The following is a 19,560-nucleotide window of genomic DNA, read 5'->3' on the forward strand; positions in this document are numbered from 1 at the left end:
GCCTCAGTGTCACACAATTTAATCCTTTGTGTCGATATAGTCGTGAATGCATATCCGGTTCCGCCCGTCTGTTTTTGCTTGATACATTAATTTATCGGCCTGACCGGTTAACGTTTTCCGGCTCAAGCCTGTTTTAGGCCAGCCATGAACGACCACAGCGCCAAAACTCGCGGTAATCCAATTTTCTTCACTAATTGGATTTTCACTTTCCTTGTCTAAATTGAGCAAAGGTAACCACCAGGTGGCCTTAGCAATTTCTATGCGTATACGCGTCAAAATTCGCTCAGCCTCTTTTTGATCTGCATCTGGCAATAAAATAATAAATTCATCGCCACCTATTCGACCAAATTCATCGGATTCGCGTAAGTTATCGTAAACTAAGTCGGTCAGTGCTTTGAGCACTTTATCACCCAATTCATGTCCGTACTGGTCATTGAAGTACTTAAAATGATCCAAATCAAAGTAGCATAGAGTGAAGCTTTCATCTGGGAAGCGCTTCATGTGGCTAAAATGTTTTTTCATACGCTCAAAGAGCCCTGCTCGGTTTAAAATACCAGTGAGCATGTCTGTACGTGTCAGCTGTTCTAGTTGAATCTCTCGAAAGCGACGATCGAGAACTAAACCCAGTTGCTGTGCTACTAGTAGAATGTAGTCTTTATTCCAGACCAACGCTTGGCTTTCATCACCGCTAACAATCAGCCAAGCACCTTGGCAAGCCTTCATACTAAGCGGCCAAGCCATGAGCGTTTCCGAGCCTAAGTCAAATGAAAGTAGCGATTGGAAATCTCTCTTATCTTTTAAGTAGTCGCTACATAATTGTACGAGCTCCTCTGGCGAGTCATTCGTAATTTGAATATCATCAAAATCTAAGTTTGAATCACTCAGTAATACCATCAAGTGATTAGCCGGTATTCGTCGATCTAGAATCTCAATGGCTTTAGATAAAAAGCCTTTGACACTAGGCTCGGTTGTCGACAATTCAAGAAGCAGATTCGCTTGATGAAGGTCTGATAACTCATGTTGTAACTCAATAACCCGTGACTCTTTGTCGGCCAATTGCATGAGTAAACGATAAGGTCGCTTGATTGCGGGCAAAGGCGACAGCTCGTTTAAAGCCAACCCTAAGGATGCACGAGATATCCGTTGAGCTAAGGCGTTATAGTCTAGCTTTTGTGCTCGAACCCTTAATTCATCAAAGATAGCTTTTGACTCATCCAAATAACCCATTTTTTTATAGAAACGTGCTATTTCTAACTCTAGTGTGCTCAGCATATATAGATCAAAGTCTTTACTTTGGCCTAATTCACGAGTCGCCTTGTTCAAACTCTTAGCAGCAACATTGGTTTTACCATTCAATAAAGCTAATGATGTCTTCAGGAGCTGTTCGAGTACCGCACTAAAGGCAGTGTTATGTAGGTGTGGCAGCTTTTGAAACCGCACTAAACTGTATTGAGCTTGAATCGGTTGTTTGGCTTGAATATGCAACCAACCCTTATAGGCGTAGACATCTTTTAAGTTTCTAAATGGTAAGGTGTCGACTCCTCGGCTATGCATCAACTGCAATAAATCATCAAGTATCTCAATAGCCCATAAATAGTTACCAGACTGACCATAAAGCCAAGCATAGTTGAACAAGGTGATACTCAGTTCTGTGTAGTTATTGCTATCGATCAAACTCTCCAGCGCCGCGTCCAGATAATTCCAAGCTTCTAGCCACTTCTCTAAACTAATACAATGATAACCCAAGCCATTACGCATGTGAGTTAGGTTTGATTGCCCTTGAAATGTTTCTCGTAGTTTTAAGCTTAAAATGAATAGCCTGTTGGTCTGGGCATTATTTCCGAGTCGCGAATTACATATTCCTATTGCTTGAAGTGCTATCGAAAGTCCAAAGCGATTTTTCGACTCCCGATATAGTCGCATTGCGACAATACAATTCTTAATCAAGAGTTTAGGAGAGGTAAACTCCTCGCTCACCGGACTAAACACCTGTAAAAGGACATGACAATATAAGTTTTTATAGTTTTGCTTAACCAGCAGCGCTTTTAGGGAGTCTAGGTCGCTTGAAACTAAGAAGTGTTGCGTGATTTTAGAGTTAATATAGTAAGAAGCAAATTGGCTCAGGGCATAAAAACGCTGATTGTCGAATTCAATAGCGAGCTTTTCTAACTGCTCCTGATTGGCGCGCGCAAATGTTTCTCGGCCCTTTATTGAGAAGCTAATCGTCAGCCAATAGTAAACCGCCATCAGAATATTCTCACTAGGGGAGGCTTGAAGACTGTTTAATGACTTATTGAAGTCTCGGATAGCTGAATCTATTTGGTCTAGCATTAGGTTGGCATAGCCACTTAAAAATAACAGTCGACCTGCTTGCTCATGCTTTTGTTCAGTCACTAGGGTTTTGACTATTTGAATGACATCTTCAAATGCAAACAGATCAACAGCCGCCGCCAACATATTCATTTGTTGATCGAAGGTTTTTATAGGCGAAGGGCAATACCAAAAGCCACCTTGAGTTCGCGACAAAGTTTCATCTTCTAATGGTAATATCAGCCCCATTCTTTCTAATCGATTTAAACAACTTGGCCACTTAGTATGGTTAGGTTGGCGAACTTGTCCCTTTTGTTTTGGTACAAAAGCGATGAGTCCATAGTTCCCAGGTGTGATGTCTGCATCGAGTAGTCGATTAATAAAATCTATGACTGCGTGCGGCGCACATTGAATATCCTTAATGAGTAAAACAAACTTTTTCTCTGCAGAGAGCTCTTTCAGAATGAGGGATAAGGAAGTATTAAACTCGAACCTTTCGTAGCTAGCCTCTTCATAAAGCATGGGTTCAAGACGATAATATGGCTCTTGGCGCAGCCACCTCATAAAATTTTCTTTATGCGCGTCGTATAGATGCTTTGAGATAATTGAATGGAAAATCTCTTCACCCAAGCTGTCTTGGTATGCTGTCAATAATTTCCAAGTAATGGCGTGAGGGTCAGCGGTGACGTTTGCTTTATACTGAATTTTAAAAACAAGAATGCCGAGGCTCTGTGCTATTTCTGCAGCGAGCTGAGCTTGGCTATCAGAGCTATTCGTCTCAAATACCTGCACTGGCAGGCTTTTTTGTTCAACAAACACCTTATTGAGCCAAGTTTTGACTGTTCTACCAAAGATGCTATTCATCACCCACCGCTAGCGCTTATGAGTGAATAATTGTAGCAGCTAACTAGTAATTTGCTTGTATCATAATTGCCAACACTTCAGCCATGGCTTGTGGGTTGTGAGGGGGTCGTAAGATTGCGACCAAATGGCCATTTGGGTCAATCACAGCATAGTTATCACTGTGGGCAACGGTATAGCCTGCTTCGGTGCCTTCTTGATAAAACACAGCACTGAGTGCAGTGGCTATTGTTTGAATGCTTTCTATATCGCCGGTTAAACCAACAAACTCTTCATTAAAGTAAGGAACGTAAAGCGACAATTGCTCCGTGGTGTCTCGGGCAGGGTCAACGGTAATCATCCAAAAAGAAATTTGCTCTGCAAGGCCTTGTTCGCCTAAAAGGCGATGAGTGATATTCATATCTGCCATGTTGGTTGGGCAGATATCAGGGCAATAGGTATAGCCAAAGTTAATGAGATCCCATTGGCCTTTCAGCTGCTCGATCGAGAAGGCTTCACCGTTATGATCAACCAGTGCAACATCAGGTATCAATCTGGGGGCGTTGAACCAAATCACTTGGTAATCTTCCAGGGCTGATTTCATATCAGGCTTAGCCGCTAGAGTCTGCAAGACAACCGATGTAATTACACTGACAATAAATAATACAAGGATGCCTACCGTTATCCAAATAGTTCTTTTTTGCTTTGCGACGCGATTACTTTCTAATGTTGGGTTCATAGTTCTCTAATCTGTTTATATGTTCGGGAAAATGATACTCACCAGCCAAGACCAAGTGAAGTGATCGACTAGCATCATAATGAATAAAATCATTAAATACGAAATAGAGTACTTAAACATACCCCAAGGTGCATCTGGCTTTTTCTCGTATAACAGCCAATAACTCCACTGTAAAAAGCGAGCGCCGAGTAGCAATGCCGAAAGCGCGTAAATACCGCCTAAGGCACCTAAGGCCACCGGAAGCATAGAAACGGACAGCAATAACCAGCTGTATAGCCAAACCTGAATTCGAGTAAAGGCAATACCATGGGTAACCGGCATCATAGGTATTTTTGCTCGTGCATAATCATCGCGACGGTGAATCGCTAATGCCCAAAAGTGCGGCGGCGTCCAAGCAAAAATAATCAGTACCAACAACAGTGGTAAACCCATTACATGACCTGTTATTGCAGTCCAGCCTAACAAAGGCGGCATCGCACCCGCTAGTCCGCCAATGACAATATTTTGTGGTGTTGCCCGCTTTAAGTAAGCAGTGTAAACCAGTGCATAGCCGACCATTGAAAACAACGTTAACCAAGCTGTTAATGCATTGGTAAAAATCATCAAGACTGAAAAACCAAATACCGACAAGAACCCAGCAAAACTTAAACCTGCACGACGACTGATACGACCTGTGGCAACAGGGCGTTTGTGTGTACGAGCCATCTTTTGGTCAATGTGCTCGTCCAAAATGTGGTTGAACGCGGCACCAGCACCCGCCAAGGCAGCAATTCCTATGTTACCCGCGATCACAGCAAGCCAAGGTATAGCTCCAATAGGCGTAAGCGCCATGCCAACCCAAACGGTGATAAGCATGACTAAAACAACCTTTGGCTTGGTCATTTCAAAAAGGTCAGCTACCACTTCACGCCAAGCAGCGCCGATATGCGGAATAGTGTGATCAGACATAGACAGGTTCCTTACGGTTCAAGACTAAATTGAGTACCGCGAGATATATGAGTAATAAGGCACCAAACAAATTGTGCAACACTGCGACCGAAAGCGGTAGCCCAAAGTGGACATTACTCAATCCGAGGCTAACCTGAATGGTCAATAAAACAGTCAAACCTAGCGCCCAGACACTTAGGCCTCTCAGGAACAGCACGCCTATTAACATTAGACTTAATACCGACACTACTATTGCGCCAATACGGTGGCTTAAGTGAATCGCGATACGTGCGGGCAAATCCAAAGCGCCGCCTTGGTAGTTCGGACCGATGGGGTGCAAAATATCAAAGCCGGTTTTAAAGTCGGCTTCTGGCCACCACTGGGCTTGGCAAGTAAATAGATCTGGACATGCCATGGCGGCATAATTAGAGGTTGTCCAGCCGCCTAAGAATATCTGTAGAATAACAGCAAAGAGTGTCAACGCGGCCAGTTTCTTTGGTTTCAGCGCCTTATTCAATAGAGAGATTTTTCGAAACTTAATACCACTAAGCCGCAAAGTGAGAATGACCAGCAAAGTGAAGGTTGTAAATCCACCGATCAAGTGCCCCGTCACCACCTGAGGTAGCAACTTAAGGGTAACGGTCCATGCACCAAAGATACCTTGCACAATGACAAAAAATAGCAAAAATAATGGTAACTTGAATGGCTGATCCACTGACTTACGATGACGGAAAGACACCACGGTTATGGCAATAATAAATAAGCCTAAGCCAGACGCGAAATACCTATGTACCATTTCTGGCCAGGTTTTATTTAAGTCGACAGGGATATCAGGGTAAGCAGAATTGGCCACCGCAATCTCTCCTTCCGTTGTCGGTGCCCAAAAATGTCCATAACAGGTTGGCCAATCTGGACACCCTAGCCCTGCATCGACTAATCGAGTGAATGCGCCGAGTACGACAACGACTGATACGACAATCGTTGCGATCAATGCAAGCCAGAAACCCGGTTTTACGCGATTAAAACTCATCCGTTTACCCTATCGTTGAAAGCTTTAGAAGCTTTTTAATATCACTTATTTGTGCTTTATAATCGTGTTCATTGGTGAAATAAAGCATTACATTTCCGAACGGATCGGCAATAAAGACAGGGTTTTTCGCTAAGTCTTCTGCAGACACACGATCTAACAATTGCTTAGAAAGTGGAGATTCTTTCGTGGTGTTTACCGTTAAACGAGGGTAGTTTTGTTTTAACCCTGTGATATCTGCATCTTGGGTTAATAAGACACGTTCAATACGTGATTCTAATTTGCCTAATGCGATATGAATTTGACGCTGTACATAAACTTGTTCTTCACAGCTCTCCTTACAATCACTCGATACCTGCAGCATGGTCCACTTGCGTTCGTCAGTGATAACTGGCTCAGGGTAGCCAAAATCGGTAACCGACAAGACCGGCGACAACAGCACGCCTTTATTCGTTTGCCCATCAGGTATTAACACACCACTAAAATACAGCCAGCTGGAAACAGCCATCACGATAAGAGGCGTCAACAAGATAACCAATAATTGTGTTTTGTTATAAGAAATACCATTCGCCGGTGTAGTGGCTGAATTCTCTGACACGGTAACTACCTCTATTTATTTGTTGTTTTGCTCTTTTTTGGCGAAGCCAGCATACAAAAACATGCCCAGCAAAGCCATCGACATTCCAAACCATTGCAGTGCATAACCTTGGTGCTTCTCAACGGTCATGACACTGGGTTGCCATACACTAGGACCCACGCCATACAACTGAGGATCTTTCATTTGAGCCAAACCCAACAATGCTTGATTTGGCCATGTTGTGTTCAACCACTCTTTATTTAGACTCTGTACTAACCAAGCCGAACTTGAATCGGAAGCTTTCTGATTAGCTTCTACCCCGTACATAGGGTTTTCTGAATCGGGTCGTACTATTATTTCTAGGGCCATAAACAGCTGGCTAAGGTTTGGCTCGGGTAGTTGTGACCTCAATTCTTGCCCCGCTAACCAGCCGGTCGACACTAGCCAAGTCCCTTCGTTGGTTTCAAAAAAAGCCCAAATTTCATAACCGGCCTGTCCCTCTAGCGTTCGATTATCCATATAGAAAACAGGCTCCGGTAAAAAACGACCTGCAATTCTATAAGAAACGTAGGGCAACACGGGAAGCTCTGCTGTGAACTGTCGGGCTGATTCATTAACTAGAATTGCTAACTGCGTTTTTTCTTTTGCTCTGTTAAGCTGCCACGTACCTAGTAAAACAAATAACGTAAAAAACACTAAGAAAAACAGAGTCAACAATTTACCCGGTTTGAATTGTTTCCACACAACCCAATTTAAAGGCACCTTCATGTATAAAATCGTTCTTGTGGTATTAATAATTGCAATGTTGTTCTCTCTCGGTGTTTCTCTCAAAGCTTTATTTCAGGAGCAAGGTATCGCTGTTGATCGCTCGAAGACGCTGACTTGGTTGACCGTAAGAATTGTATTAGCGGCAGCGATTGGTGTAGTCGTTTTCGTGGGCTTTGTAACGGGAGAACTTACCATTGGTGCGCCATGGACGGGCCATTTTTGACCCATCCATACAGTTTGCTTAAAGAATATAAACAAATACGAACAACATGACCCAAACAACATCAACAAAGTGCCAATACCAAGCCGTTGCTTCGAAACCAAAGTGATCCTCGGGTTCAAAGTGGCCTTTATAGCCGCGAACCATTTGTACAATTAACATAAAGGTACCAATGGTCACGTGGGCGCCATGGAAACCCGTCAGCATAAAGAACGTTGAACCATAAATACCCGACTTCAAGGTAAGTCCAAGGTGCGTATAAGCTTCGATGTATTCTTCAATTTGGAAAAATAAGAAAATTAGACCGAGCGCGACAGTCAATGTCATCCAAATATTCAACTGCTTACGCTTTTTAGCGCGTAAAGCATGATGTGCAAAGGTAAGCGTAATACTTGATGTGATCAGTATTAGAGTATTAATAAGCGGCAGGTGCCAAGGGTCAATAATTTCATGTGGTGGTGTAAATATTGCGTTATTTGGGTTACTCAACATAGGCCAGCTGTAAGTAAAGCCTTCATATAAGTAATTGGTCACACCTTTCGCACCTTCGCCACCGATCCACGGGCCAACAAAGTTTCGGATATAGAACAGCGCGCCGAAAAAGGCCGCAAAGAACATCACTTCAGAAAAGATAAACCAACCCATACCCCAAACATACGAATGCTTAAGTTGGGCGTTAACCAAACCTGCTTGGTTTTCACGAATGGTGGCTGAGAACCAAAGATATAAAACAAACGCTAAGGCAATGAAGCCTGCCATCAATATCCAGTGGGCGTTCGACTCAACACCTTGAGTCATATCATTAAATAAACTCCCCGCCCCAAAGACGGTCAGAAACATCGCAAACGCAGCCCAAATTGGTAGGCGAGATTGCGTCGGAACATAATAGTGATCATGTTCTGTATGTTGACTGGATGAGGTCATGTTGCTCTCCAATAGTTTTTATTTTCGTTGTTATTCGTTTGAATCAAGTAACTAGTTGGTTACCTGATCGTTGTTTTGATCTGCTTTCTTTGCTGCTTTTTGTGCTGCCAACTGCGCACTTTCTGTTATATCAAATAAAGAATAGGTGAGGCTGATGGTTTTTACCCACTCTGGTAAATCAGGGTCAATCTGAAATACCAAGCCCATATCGACTTCTTCTCCGGCCGCTAACGGCTGCGAGTTGAAACAGAAACACTCGGTCTTTAAAAAATAATTCGTCGCATCAAATGGCGTCAAGCTTGGTATTGCTTGCGCCACCATGTCACGTTGGCTTGTGTTTTTTGCGTAATAGAAGATCGATGTTTGCTCACCTGGGTAGGCAATAACTTCCGATTCGACAGGTCGGAAAGCCCAAGGCATGCTAGCGTTATTCATCGCTAAGAACTGAATCTTAATAGGTCGGTCATAGTCAACTTCGTATGGCCGAGCTTCGACGACCTCAAACGTACTGCCGGTAATGCCTGTCCACTCACAAATGAGGTAATACATAGGCCGCAGCACGTAATAAACGAATAAGCACATTCCGATGACCACCAGTACAGAACTGATGACCACTGTTTTATGCGATTTAGGCTTAACCGTATCCTGTTGCTCAGTCATATCGACTACTTAGTCTTCCTAATCAATTTTTGGTGGCGTTGTAAAGGTATGGAACGGAGCAGGAGACGGTACCGTCCACTCCAAACCTTCCGCACCTTCCCATGGTTTTGCCGGCGCTTTTTTACCCGCAACAATGGTATTTACAACAATGTATAAGAACAATATTTGGCTCGCACCAAACAAGAAGGCACCAATACTTGAAACCATATTGAAGTCAGCAAATTGCACCGCGTAATCAGGGATGCGACGAGGCATACCCGCTAAACCGATGAAATGTTGAGGGAAGAAGGTTACGTTCACACCCACAAAACTCAACCAAAAATGCAACTTACCCAAGGTTTCGTTATACATACGGCCAGACCACTTTGGTAACCAATAGTAAGCCGCTGCCATAATTGAGAACACTGCACCCGGAACTAATACGTAGTGGAAATGCGCAACAACAAAATACGTATCATGGTATTGGAAATCTGCCGGCGCGACCGCAAGCATCAGGCCAGAGAAACCACCGATGGTAAATAGAACCACAAAGGCAATAGAGAACAGCATCGGGGTTTCAAACGTCAGTGAACCACGGAACATGGTTGTTACCCAGTTGAACACCTTCACGCCGGTCGGGATCGAAATCAGCATGGTCGCTGCCATAAAGAACAGCTCGCCAGCAAACGGGATACCCACCGTAAACATATGGTGAGCCCAGACCAAAAAGCTTAATAAAGCAATTGCACCCGTTGCATAAACCATCGATGCATAGCCAAATAGTGGCTTACGTGAAAAGGCAGGGATAATCGCAGAGACCACACCAAAAGCAGGCAAAATCATTATGTAAACTTCAGGGTGACCGAAGAACCAGAATAAATGCTGGAACAAGACAGGTGAACCACCACCGGCAGCATTAAAGAATGACGTGCCAAAGTGAATGTCCATCAACATCATGGTCACTACACCGGCTAAAACTGGCATCACTGCAATCAATAAGAATGCAGTAATTAGCCAGGTCCAAACGAACAAAGGCATTTTCATCCAAGTCATACCCGGTGCACGCATGTTCAAAATGGTCGCGATCACGTTAATCGCTCCCATGATCGAACTAGCACCCATGATATGAATAGCAAAAATAAAGAAGGTTACACTGGGTGGCGCGTAGGTTGTCGATAGCGGCGCGTAGAATGTCCAACCAAAGTTTGGTGCACCACCATCCATAAACAATGTACTAGCTAACATTGCAAAGGCAAAAGGTAGAATCCAAAAGCTCAAATTGTTCATGCGAGGTAATGCCATATCTGGCGCACCAATCATGAGTGGAATCATCCAGTTTGCCAAACCAACAAACGCCGGCATTACTGCACCAAATACCATGACCAAACCATGCATGGTGGTCATTTGATTAAAGAATTCTGGTTGTACTAGCTGTAACCCAGGCTGAAATAATTCAGCACGGATCACCATCGCAAAGGCACCACCTAAAATAAACATAGCGAAACTGAACCATAGATACAGCGTGCCAATATCTTTATGGTTAGTCGAATACAACCAACGGCTTATGCCTTTAGCTGGGCCATGGTGTTCATGATCATCGTGGTGATCGGTAACTGCTGTCATAACAAACCTCCTATTGACCCGAGTTAAAGTTAAGAATATCGATTGGTGTGACCATATCACCCATATTATTACCCCAAGCATTACGCTCATAAGTAATTACCGCGGCAAGATCTACTTCACTGAGTTGCGCACCAAATGCGGCCATAGCAGGGTTTGTTTGCGAACCGTTAACAACGATGTCGAGGTGCGCAAAAACATCACCTGTCGCAATTGGACTGCCCTTTAAGGCTGGGAATGCACCCGGCACACCTTCACCGTTTGCTAGGTGACAGGAAGCACAGCTTTTCTGGTAAACCGACTCACCTGTTGTCATTAGTTCATCAAAGGTCCAATCTTTCTGTGTTAGCTCTGCCAATTTCTTAGCTTCTTCTTTTTTACCGGCTAACCATTCATCAAATTCTGCTTGCGGTTTAGCAATAACGACAACTGGCATAAAGCCATGGTCTTTACCGCATAGCTCGGTACATTGACCACGGTAGGTACCTGGCTCATTTATAATGGTCCAGCTTTCATTCACGATACCTGGAATCGCATCTTTTTTAACGGCGAGTTGTGGTACCCACCAGCTGTGAATAACATCGGCTGAAGACAGAACAAAACGAATCTTTGAACCAACAGGAAGAACTAACGGCTCATCTACTTCTAATAGGTAATTTTCATTTTTTTCTTGCAGGTTATTGATCTGGTCTTTCGGCGTGGTCAAGGTTGAGAAAAAGCTGACCTGCTCGCTTGGATCATCGCTCAAATAGGTATAACGCCATTTCCACTGATAACCAACTACTTCAACGGTCATCGCCGAGTCTTCAAAATCGTACATTTTCTCGAGTGTATAAAAAGCTTTCACCCCGATAAAAACAACAATGATGGTGGGCACGATGGTCCAAAGCAATTCAATCTTGGTACTTTCATGGAAATTGGACGCCACGGCCCCTTTGGATTTACGGTGTTTGATAATTGAATAAAACATAACACCAAATACTAAGACGCCAATAATCACACATATCCAAAAAACCAACATATGTAACCCAAAGACTTCCTGACTGATGTCAGTGACACCTCGTGGCATATTTAATTGCCAGTCGGCATGCGCTAACGAACTTAACGCAATCACTAACAGTGCCACTGTTCTGACAAGCAGCTTAAACGGCATAATTCACCTCTGTTTATTGTTATTTTCTGGTCAACCAAGGTCTCGTTTTCTATTTTAGGAAACGCTCTCTCCAGAACCTCTAGCCAACCAATAAGAAACTTACACCCATAGTATAAACAGTGTTATTTTAAAGTCCCAAGGGGGTTTTTAGATCAAAAATCATCCATCGATGCTATTTTTAAGAAAAAATCCATATAAATCAGTAACTTAAAGTTGATCTATGTCAGTAAAAATAATTAAATATTTTGCAAATAATTTTGCAAAAGAGGAAAAGAAGGCTTTTTTAAAAACTTGGTCGCTCGCTTGGCCTGTGATTCTTGCCAATATGTCGATGCCTTTACTCGGGCTAACCGATGCCGCCATCCTCGGTCACCTCGACAATAGTCTTTATTTAGCGGGGGTAACTGCGGGACTGGCTCTCATGGCCTATGTTTTTGGCGGGTTCAATTTTTTGGCCATGGGGCTGTCAGGATTTACCTCTCAACTACTGGGTCAAAACAACTTTGCTCAACTGCGATTGACTCTTTTTCGCTACTTAATATTAGCGGCGTGCTTGATCATACTTTTTTTATTGTTCTCACCGCTATTTATTCACTATGGCTTAGACTTTATAAACCCGCCGCAAAATGTGGCCGAACAAGCGACTATTTATCTACAGATTCGAATGTTTGGCGTACCTGCATTAGTGCTCAATTCGCTATTGCTTGGGTTTTTCATTGGTATGCAGAATACAAAAATTGGTTTACAGACGGTGGCAATCAGTCAACTGGCTAATATCGGTTTTAATTTATGGTTTGTTTACGGTTTAGGTTGGCAGATTGCCGGGATAGCCTGGGGCACAGTTATTAGTGAATACCTCGGGTTAACACTAATTTTGTGGCAACTTTGGCGAACCTTTAAACGGTCAGAATTAAAACAAGCAAAGCGAACGCCCTTAACCCTAGAGTGGTCTGCTTTTGCACCCATCTTTCAAGTCAGCTCGCATATATTCATACGAACCTTTGTCCTATTAACGAGCTTTCTTTGGTTTAACCGAGTAAGTGCAGAATTAGGTGCCTCGGTATTGGCAGCAAATGGCTTACTGCTGCAGTTTTTTTATTTTATCGCTCATTTTTTAGATGGCACCGCAGCCGCTGCAGAAGCTCAAACGGGCCACGCTATTGGCAGCGGTAACCAACAACTCAAACGGCAAGTGTTTAAAACCACCTTTGTCTTAACCGCCATATTCATGCTCACCATGTCAGTTTTCTTCTCGCTCTTCGGTGGCGCATTCGTTGGCTTGCTCAACAGCCAAGTAGATGTGCTTACACAAGCCAATCAAGTTATTTGGCTAATTGCCTGGCTGCCGATAACAGGCGGAATCGCGTTTTGGTTAGATGGTATTTTTATTGGCGCCCGTGAAACAAGAAGCATGCGCAACAGCGTGGTTTCGGCTTTTGTTGTCTTTTTTATTTTCAGCTGGTTGTTTGCCCAAACGAATACTTGGCTATGGATTAGCTTTCATTGCATGTTCTTAATTCGATCACTGTGGTTATTAGCGGTATTTTACAAGCGGGTGTATTAAACACTGAAATAGCCAGTAACAAGAAAATATAGAGAGGGTATTGGAATAGAGGACATCGAAGACATGGATGTCTTCGCTGAGCTTGCATGGACGCACTTGCAGCGACCTCTATTTCAATACCCACTTTATACCTGACACTTTTCCACTACACTAAAGGTTATTAACGAGAATACCTTCAACGGCGTCTAATCTAACTAACAAATCAGCTTCGTTTACCGCACTGATATTAATATGGGCTATTTTGCGACCTTGGCGTTCTGCTTTGCCATAATCATTTAGATGCACGCCTGGAATCGCCAACAACTTGTGAATATCGGGGCGTTTGCCAATAACGTTCAGCATTGCTATTGGCCGTGATGTCTCTGTGGAGCCTAATGGTAAACCCATGACTGCACGAACATGGTTTTCAAACTGGCTACAAGCTGACCCTTCAATAGTCCAGTGTCCCGAATTATGGACTCTCGGTGCTATTTCATTGGCCACGAGATGATCACCTTGAACGAAAAATTCAAATGCCATAACACCCACGTAATCAATAGCCTCCATAACGGCTTGGGCGGCTTGGGCGGCTTGAGATTGTAGCGGATGGTTTAGTAGCGGTCGGCTTTTATGTAATATTCCCTGTCGGTGTTCATTTTCAACGAGTGGGTAGAAAACACATTCGCCGTCACGACCACGAACACTCAAGCAAGACACTTCGTAATCAAAATCAACGAAACCTTCCAGCAATAGAGGTACAGCACCAAGCTCTTCGAAAGTGCCTTCAATATCAACCGAGCTACGTAATACTTTTTGCCCTTTACCATCGTAGCCAAGAGTGCGAGTTTTCAAAACACAGGGGAAGCCAACCTTAGCGACGCCTTGCACTAAACTGGCTTGATCATCAACAAGAGCCAATGTTGCTGTTGCTATATTTAAAGACTGAAATAATGACTTTTCATTCCAACGGTCTCGTGCTGTTTCCAATGCTTGTGCAGGAGGATAGGCAGGAATATCTTTAGCTAGGCGTGAAACGGCTGCCGGCGGGACATTTTCAAATTCGAAAGTCACCGCATCGCATTGCTGAGCCAGAGAGTCTAAAGAAGCAGGGTCATCGTAGGCCGCAACCAATAATTCACCACAATCTACGCCACACGCATCTGCAATAGGGTCTAAAAGCAAACTTTTAATACCTAACGGTAGTGCTGCTTGCGCCATCATTCGGCCTAGCTGACCGCCGCCAACAATTGCTAGTTTCATTTTACTTCACCGGGAATAGGGTTTGCCAAAACACTTTCTGTTTGCTGTGTACGGAATTTTTTGAGTGCCTCACGCACAGGTGTATCACTAATCGACAATATACTCGCAGCTAAGAGCGCAGAGTTAATAGCACCCGCTTTACCTATCGCGAGCGTGCCCGTTGGAATTCCTGCAGGCATTTGCACAATACTCAACAATGAATCAACACCACTGAGCATACTGCTTTGTACTGGTACACCTAACACGGGTAAGTGTGTTTTAGCGGCACACATACCCGGTAAATGAGCTGCACCGCCAGCGCCAGCAATAATGACATTAATACCTCGTGCTTCGGCGGTTTCTGCATATTCAAACAAGAGATCGGGAGTTCGGTGCGCCGAGACTACCTTACACTCATGCTCAATACCTAAGGCAGTTAATGTATCTGAAGCATGGCTCATTGTTGCCCAATCGGACTGAGAACCCATAATTATACCGACGCGTGGAGACGCTTTTGTTGTGCTCACTGCAGGAGAATCCTTATTCAATAATTCTGACAATTTGAACCGGCTCGTTATCAGCAGGTGATGAATCTTTGTTATTCACTCGGGTTGAAACTTCATTCGGTACGTTCAAGCCCGTACTGAGGTGATCAATAAAGCCACACTCAATGCATTCGCGCTCTAACACAGTGCCTTCGGCATTCTCTCCAGCGAGCATTGCATCCATGGCGCCACACTTAGGGCAAACAACACCTGCGATGAATCGTTTTTTCATAAAAAGATACGCCCTGTTAAAGAGTACTAGTATAACGGTCAGCTTCACGCTCGTCATGAGGCAGGGTGATTTTATACCTGTCTGGATGGTCAGCTATAGAAAGAAACAAGGTAATATGTCCGTCATTTACACAAATAGTCTGCTATATTGCGTTTATCTAAGAGCGCTCGGTTTTAATACAGAATTAAATTTATGGCAAAGCAAAAATCTACCTGGTTCGACACACCTAAATCTGGCTTTGGCTATGCTTCAAAGTTTTACTACAAGGTATTCCAAAGTATTTCTCAAGATGAGTCTTTGTCTCTCGACTCCGAGCTGCCACCAATGAAAACCACCTGGTTTTTAACCGAGAAAAAAATGCAGGCTTGGTTAGATTTAACCGGTTACGACTTGTCATATCCACAAGCCTTCACCTTTAGTGCCCCAGCCGGTGTATGGGCCTTAATGCAGGTTCTTAAAGAAATAGGCATTAGCTTTGGGCGCATTATGCACCTCAGCAGCCGTTTGTTGATGATAAACAAAGATGGCTTTCAGGTTGATGAGCACTACTCAACCTATGTGCATTATTTAGGGGTGAAGCCACATAGCAAACGTGCAGTGATGATACGTTTTTTATCTGTGGTCAAAAATGTTCGTGGCCAAGACATCATGCATTTAGAAGATGAGCTCTATGTTGCAGGTCTAGATGAAGAGTTTGTCGCACAATTAGATATGAAAGGTTTAGCGCCTGAGCGTCGAAATACTAAAGCATTACTAACAAACAACCCAATGGCTGATTCTATTCAATTAACCATTGGTCGTTCATTAGGCCAAAAGTACGGCAAACTATCGGGTGATCTCAATCCGATGCATATTTCTTCGATTGGTGCTCGGTTGTTTGGTCACAAATCTTCATTTATTCAAGGGCTGTGTACATTGAATGTTATAGTCGCTGAACTAGGCCGTCATTGGAAAAGTTCAATTCGCTCTGTAGAAATTGAATTTCTTCGGCCCGTCTCTCAACCCTCTAAACCAACCTTACTGTGCACACTTGATCATTTCGAGTTGGTTGATCGAGAAGGAAACCTTTTAGTTTCTGGACGCTATATTTGCTCTAATTGATCGCTATTTTCACCATGATCGCCAGTATCGGTGTCAGTAAGCTGTTGAGTAATCCAGTCATTGAGCTCTGGCACACCTTCTTTTTTCAATGAACTAAACATTTGTGCCGTTAGCCAAGGTGCTTTTGATTGCAATTCGGCTTTCACTTTAAGATAAGTACTTTTCGCAGGTCCTTTTTTGAGTTTGTCTGATTTTGTAAGTACCACACAAAGCGGCATTTCTGCGGTTACGGCCCAATCTATCATCATACGGTCAAATGGGGTTAACGGGTGTCGAATATCCATTAACAAAACGACACCTTTCAGGCTAAGACGCTCAGCCATATACTCGCCAATGTTTTCTTCCCAATCGGCTTTCATGTTTTTATTAACTTTTGCAAAGCCATAGCCTGGTAAATCGACTAAACGGTAGTCTCCACCTGATAAAGTAAAAAAGTTAAGTAACTGAGTTCGGCCTGGTGTTTTTGATATCCGCGCGAGCTTAGAATTTCGCGTAATGGTGTTCATTGCTGAGCTTTTACCGGCATTGGATCGCCCAGCAAACGCCACTTCCGAACCCGTATCAGGAGGACATTGCGAGTATTTAGCCGCACTGGTCATAAAATCAGCGGAATCAAACTTAATTGAAGACATATTTAACCATTTGTCGTATGTATGAAGTAAATAGCATTGTAGCGGTTTTCTAATCGACTCTATATACTATCGGCACTTTAAAAATGGCTCAGCCTTCGCGCTGGTGCGAACAACGACAAGAATTTAGCCTGGAATGCGATATGAAAAAACTGATTGTAAGCTTTTTAGTCATCGCCGGTTTGGCCTCTGTTGCCAACGCAGCCGGTAATGCAGAAGACGGTGAGGCACTAACTGCGGTATGTGCCAGTTGTCACGGTACAGACGGTAACAGCCCATTGGCCAACTTTCCTAAGTTAGCGGGTCAAGGTGAAAAGTATTTAACAAAACAATTACACGATATTAAATCGGGTAATAGGGTAGTCATCGAAATGACGGGGCTACTAGCGCCATACTCTGACCAACAACTTGAAGACATTAGCGCTTATTATGCTTCTCAAAGCGTTCAAGTAGGTGAGGCAGATCCTGCTTTAGTCGAACTTGGTGAAGCATTGTATAAAGCAGGTAACGCAAGTACCGGTGTTCCTGCCTGTGCAGGTTGTCATTCTCCAACTGGAGCTGGCATAGCACTGGGTGGCTTCCCGATGTTATCTGGGCAACATGCCGAATACACAATCTCATCGTTAACTAAGTTCCAAAAAGGTTATCGTTTTAAAGAGCCGGCTGCTGATATCCGCGTAAACGATGGTGAAGCTATGATAATGCGAAGCATTGCCTTTAATTTAAAAGATTTTGAGATAGAAGCGCTGGCAAGTTATATCCAAGGTCTTCATTAAAACTTCAAACTGTTCAGCTTATATTCAAGCGCGGTAAAGATACTGAAAAGCGGGTCGAAGGAAACTTCTTCTCGCTTTTTTTGTCTGCACGCAAAGGGCACTATAGGCTTAACCAATACCGTATTAACTTGGAGTACCGCAACATGAGTAAAAAAATCCTAATGGCCGCTGCGCTATCATTTCTCTCCTTATTCGCTATCGCGGAGGATAAATGGGTAGAAGGCGTTCATTATAAGACGCTCGTTACGCCATTACCCACTAGCTACAGTGGTGACGAAGTTGGTGAAATAATGGAGTTTTTCAGCTATGGCTGTATTCACTGTGCAAACCTAGAACCAGCAGCGCAAGCATTCAAAAGCAGCTTACCTGACACCATCCGCTTTTCTCCAGTCCCGGTGATGTTTAACGAACGTCAATCTGCCGAAGTAAAGGCTTACTACTCAGCTGTACTACTAAAAGTCGGCGATGAAGCTCATCAGGGTATTTTCAATGAATTCCATGTTGCTCGTAAACCGCTGCGGACTGATAAGGCATTTGCAAAGTTTTTTACTCGATATGGCGTTTCTGAAGATGATTACTTAGCCATGGCAAATTCTTTTGGCGTTGCTGGTAAAGTGAATCAAAGTATCCAGCTAACCGGCAATAGTGGTATTCAGGGTACTCCGGCTATTATGGCGAACGGTAAGTACCTCATCGACTCAGGCGCTGTTGGCGGTAACAATGTCGCTCTTGAAGTTGCGAAATGGCTTGTTGAGCGTGATGCACAACAATAGAACTATCTGCCCGTGTTTACTTTTAGGTAAGCACGGGGAAATTTACTCAAAACTCCACTAAACCGTTCTTTATTCTGCTAATCTTTAAGCACACCTTTTTATAAAAGTGGCCGCCTTGAAACTATCTGGTTACAAACAAAAAGCAATTCCTGTGATTTTGGAACCTTGGCATAGCTATTTGAACAACGACCCTAGCGAGCGTGACGATACGCTTAAATTACTTTCCTATAATATCCAAGTCGGCATTCACACTAAGCAATATCGTGACTATGTTCTAAAAGCTTGGCAGCATTTATTGCCTTCTCGCTCCCGCTTAGTGAACTTGGACAAAATTGCTCAATTAGTTCGGCACTTTGACCTCATTGCTCTGCAAGAGGTTGATGGTGGAAGCATTCGTACACAGTTTATCAACCAAGTAGATTATTTGGCGAAAGCTGCAGATAAAAAATTTTGGCATCAGCAAAGAAACCGAAACTTAGGTCGTTGGGGTCAGCACAGCAATGGGGTCATTTCAGACTTCGAGCCGATAAAAATAGATAATCATGAGCTACCAGGTTTAAAAGGTCGTGGTGCGATTGCATTTGAGGTTGGTAAAATTGAACCCGTACTTATTGTTGTCGTACATCTAGCGTTAACTAGGGAAGCTCAAAACAAACAGTTAGTTTATATAAAAAATCTAATTAATCGTTACCGCCATGCTATTGTTATGGGCGATATGAATACGCACAGCCTACGAATTCTTAATGACTCTCCTTTAGCAGAGTGCGGACTTAAATCTGCACATGCTAGAGCAACCTATCCGAGTTGGCGTCCCGTTAAATGTTTTGATCAAATATTAATAAGTCGGCATCTTAATATAGTGCGGATGGCCGTCTTAGATTTTGCCTTATCAGACCATTTACCCGTGGCAATAGAAATAGAACGTCCATTTTGACCTTACTGCTGCAGAGTTGGTCTATACTGATTTTTTGCACTGGT

20 protein-coding genes are annotated in these 19,560 nt (G+C 43.4%); 6 read left to right on the plus strand and 14 right to left on the minus strand.

What is annotated here, in order from left to right:
* Positions 1 to 18: 18 nt before the first annotated feature.
* From ACI882_RS09585 to ACI882_RS09610, 6 genes are read right to left on the minus strand one after another with little or no spacing between them, the layout of a single operon-like run.
* Positions 19 to 3,174, minus strand: coding sequence for a diguanylate cyclase (locus ACI882_RS09585; RefSeq protein ID WP_411746675.1), 3,156 nt, complete (start codon positions 3,172 to 3,174; stop codon positions 19 to 21).
* Positions 3,175 to 3,217: 43 nt separating this feature from the next.
* On the minus strand, positions 3,218 to 3,889 hold the full coding sequence (locus ACI882_RS09590) for an SCO family protein (RefSeq protein WP_411746088.1): 672 nt from the start codon (positions 3,887 to 3,889) through the stop codon (positions 3,218 to 3,220).
* 15 nt (positions 3,890 to 3,904) lie between these two features.
* Positions 3,905 to 4,837: a heme o synthase gene (gene cyoE / locus ACI882_RS09595; RefSeq protein WP_411746089.1), complete on the minus strand. Its 933-nt coding sequence runs from the start codon at positions 4,835 to 4,837 to the stop codon at positions 3,905 to 3,907.
* Positions 4,830 to 5,846 (minus strand): COX15/CtaA family protein, encoded by a 1,017-nt coding sequence (locus tag ACI882_RS09600; RefSeq protein WP_411746090.1) that lies wholly within the window; start codon positions 5,844 to 5,846, stop codon positions 4,830 to 4,832. Before ACI882_RS09600 ends, cyoE begins: the two co-directional genes overlap by 8 nt.
* 4 nt (positions 5,847 to 5,850) lie before the next feature.
* Positions 5,851 to 6,441: a hypothetical protein gene (locus ACI882_RS09605; protein WP_411746676.1), complete on the minus strand. Its 591-nt coding sequence runs from the start codon at positions 6,439 to 6,441 to the stop codon at positions 5,851 to 5,853.
* A gap of 15 nt (positions 6,442 to 6,456) precedes the next feature.
* The gene (locus ACI882_RS09610; protein WP_411743121.1) at positions 6,457 to 7,188 is read right to left on the minus strand and encodes an SURF1 family protein; all 732 of its coding nucleotides are present in this window, start codon (positions 7,186 to 7,188) and stop codon (positions 6,457 to 6,459) included.
* Between ACI882_RS09610 and ACI882_RS09615 the strand changes: the two genes are divergently transcribed.
* Positions 7,187 to 7,411 (plus strand): DUF2909 family protein, encoded by a 225-nt coding sequence (locus tag ACI882_RS09615; RefSeq protein ID WP_411743122.1) that lies wholly within the window; start codon positions 7,187 to 7,189, stop codon positions 7,409 to 7,411. The two genes, ACI882_RS09610 and ACI882_RS09615, sit on opposite strands and share 2 nt — an antisense overlap.
* An 18-nt stretch (positions 7,412 to 7,429) precedes the next feature.
* Here ACI882_RS09615 and ACI882_RS09620 read toward each other — a convergent pair whose 3' ends face one another.
* The 4 genes from ACI882_RS09620 to coxB are packed head-to-tail and all read right to left on the minus strand — an operon-like array spanning position 7,430 to position 11,744.
* Entirely contained in the window at positions 7,430 to 8,332 is a 903-nt protein-coding gene (locus ACI882_RS09620) for a cytochrome c oxidase subunit 3 (protein ID WP_411743123.1), read from the minus strand.
* Between the two features lie 51 nt (positions 8,333 to 8,383).
* Positions 8,384 to 8,992: a cytochrome c oxidase assembly protein gene (locus tag ACI882_RS09625; protein WP_411743124.1), complete on the minus strand. Its 609-nt coding sequence runs from the start codon at positions 8,990 to 8,992 to the stop codon at positions 8,384 to 8,386.
* Positions 8,993 to 9,010: 18 nt separating this feature from the next.
* Positions 9,011 to 10,594: a cytochrome c oxidase subunit I gene (gene ctaD, locus ACI882_RS09630; RefSeq protein ID WP_411743125.1), complete on the minus strand. Its 1,584-nt coding sequence runs from the start codon at positions 10,592 to 10,594 to the stop codon at positions 9,011 to 9,013.
* A gap of 10 nt (positions 10,595 to 10,604) precedes the next feature.
* Positions 10,605 to 11,744: a cytochrome c oxidase subunit II gene (gene coxB, locus ACI882_RS09635; RefSeq protein WP_411743126.1), complete on the minus strand. Its 1,140-nt coding sequence runs from the start codon at positions 11,742 to 11,744 to the stop codon at positions 10,605 to 10,607.
* A gap of 220 nt (positions 11,745 to 11,964) precedes the next feature.
* Between coxB and ACI882_RS09640 the strand changes: the two genes are divergently transcribed.
* A complete protein-coding gene (locus ACI882_RS09640) occupies positions 11,965 to 13,308 on the plus strand; it encodes an MATE family efflux transporter (protein ID WP_411743127.1) in 1,344 nt (447 codons plus the stop codon).
* A gap of 150 nt (positions 13,309 to 13,458) precedes the next feature.
* Here the strand turns inward: ACI882_RS09640 and ACI882_RS09645 are convergent, their stop codons facing one another.
* From ACI882_RS09645 to ACI882_RS09655, 3 genes are read right to left on the minus strand one after another with little or no spacing between them, the layout of a single operon-like run.
* Positions 13,459 to 14,547, minus strand: a complete 1,089-nt coding sequence (locus ACI882_RS09645) for a 5-(carboxyamino)imidazole ribonucleotide synthase (protein WP_411743128.1) — start codon at positions 14,545 to 14,547, stop codon at positions 13,459 to 13,461.
* Positions 14,544 to 15,053, minus strand: coding sequence for a 5-(carboxyamino)imidazole ribonucleotide mutase (gene purE, locus ACI882_RS09650; protein WP_411743129.1), 510 nt, complete (start codon positions 15,051 to 15,053; stop codon positions 14,544 to 14,546). The genes ACI882_RS09645 and purE overlap by 4 nt, the downstream gene beginning before the upstream one ends.
* Before the next feature lie 13 nt (positions 15,054 to 15,066).
* The gene (locus ACI882_RS09655) at positions 15,067 to 15,303 is read right to left on the minus strand and encodes a YheV family putative metal-binding protein (RefSeq protein WP_411743130.1); all 237 of its coding nucleotides are present in this window, start codon (positions 15,301 to 15,303) and stop codon (positions 15,067 to 15,069) included.
* A gap of 192 nt (positions 15,304 to 15,495) precedes the next feature.
* Here ACI882_RS09655 and ACI882_RS09660 point away from each other — a divergent pair, with 192 nt between their 5' ends.
* On the plus strand, positions 15,496 to 16,404 hold the full coding sequence (locus ACI882_RS09660) for a MaoC family dehydratase (protein ID WP_411743131.1): 909 nt from the start codon (positions 15,496 to 15,498) through the stop codon (positions 16,402 to 16,404).
* Here the strand turns inward: ACI882_RS09660 and yihA are convergent.
* A complete protein-coding gene (gene yihA / locus ACI882_RS09665; protein WP_411743132.1) occupies positions 16,386 to 17,036 on the minus strand; it encodes a ribosome biogenesis GTP-binding protein YihA/YsxC in 651 nt (216 codons plus the stop codon). The genes ACI882_RS09660 and yihA overlap by 19 nt on opposite strands.
* Before the next feature lie 140 nt (positions 17,037 to 17,176).
* Here yihA and ACI882_RS09670 point away from each other — a divergent pair, with 140 nt between their 5' ends.
* From ACI882_RS09670 to ACI882_RS09680, 3 genes are all read left to right on the plus strand, one after another.
* A complete protein-coding gene (locus ACI882_RS09670) occupies positions 17,177 to 17,809 on the plus strand; it encodes a c-type cytochrome (protein ID WP_411743133.1) in 633 nt (210 codons plus the stop codon).
* Between the two features lie 143 nt (positions 17,810 to 17,952).
* On the plus strand, positions 17,953 to 18,582 hold the full coding sequence (locus ACI882_RS09675; protein ID WP_411743134.1) for a thiol:disulfide interchange protein DsbA/DsbL: 630 nt from the start codon (positions 17,953 to 17,955) through the stop codon (positions 18,580 to 18,582).
* A gap of 115 nt (positions 18,583 to 18,697) precedes the next feature.
* Complete coding sequence (locus ACI882_RS09680) at positions 18,698 to 19,516, plus strand: endonuclease/exonuclease/phosphatase family protein (RefSeq protein ID WP_411743135.1); 819 nt, start codon at positions 18,698 to 18,700, stop codon at positions 19,514 to 19,516.
* Positions 19,517 to 19,560: the final 44 nt, after the last annotated feature.

This window comes from Reinekea sp. (assembly GCF_046710285.1).
GTDB lineage: Bacteria > Pseudomonadota > Gammaproteobacteria > Pseudomonadales > Natronospirillaceae > Reinekea.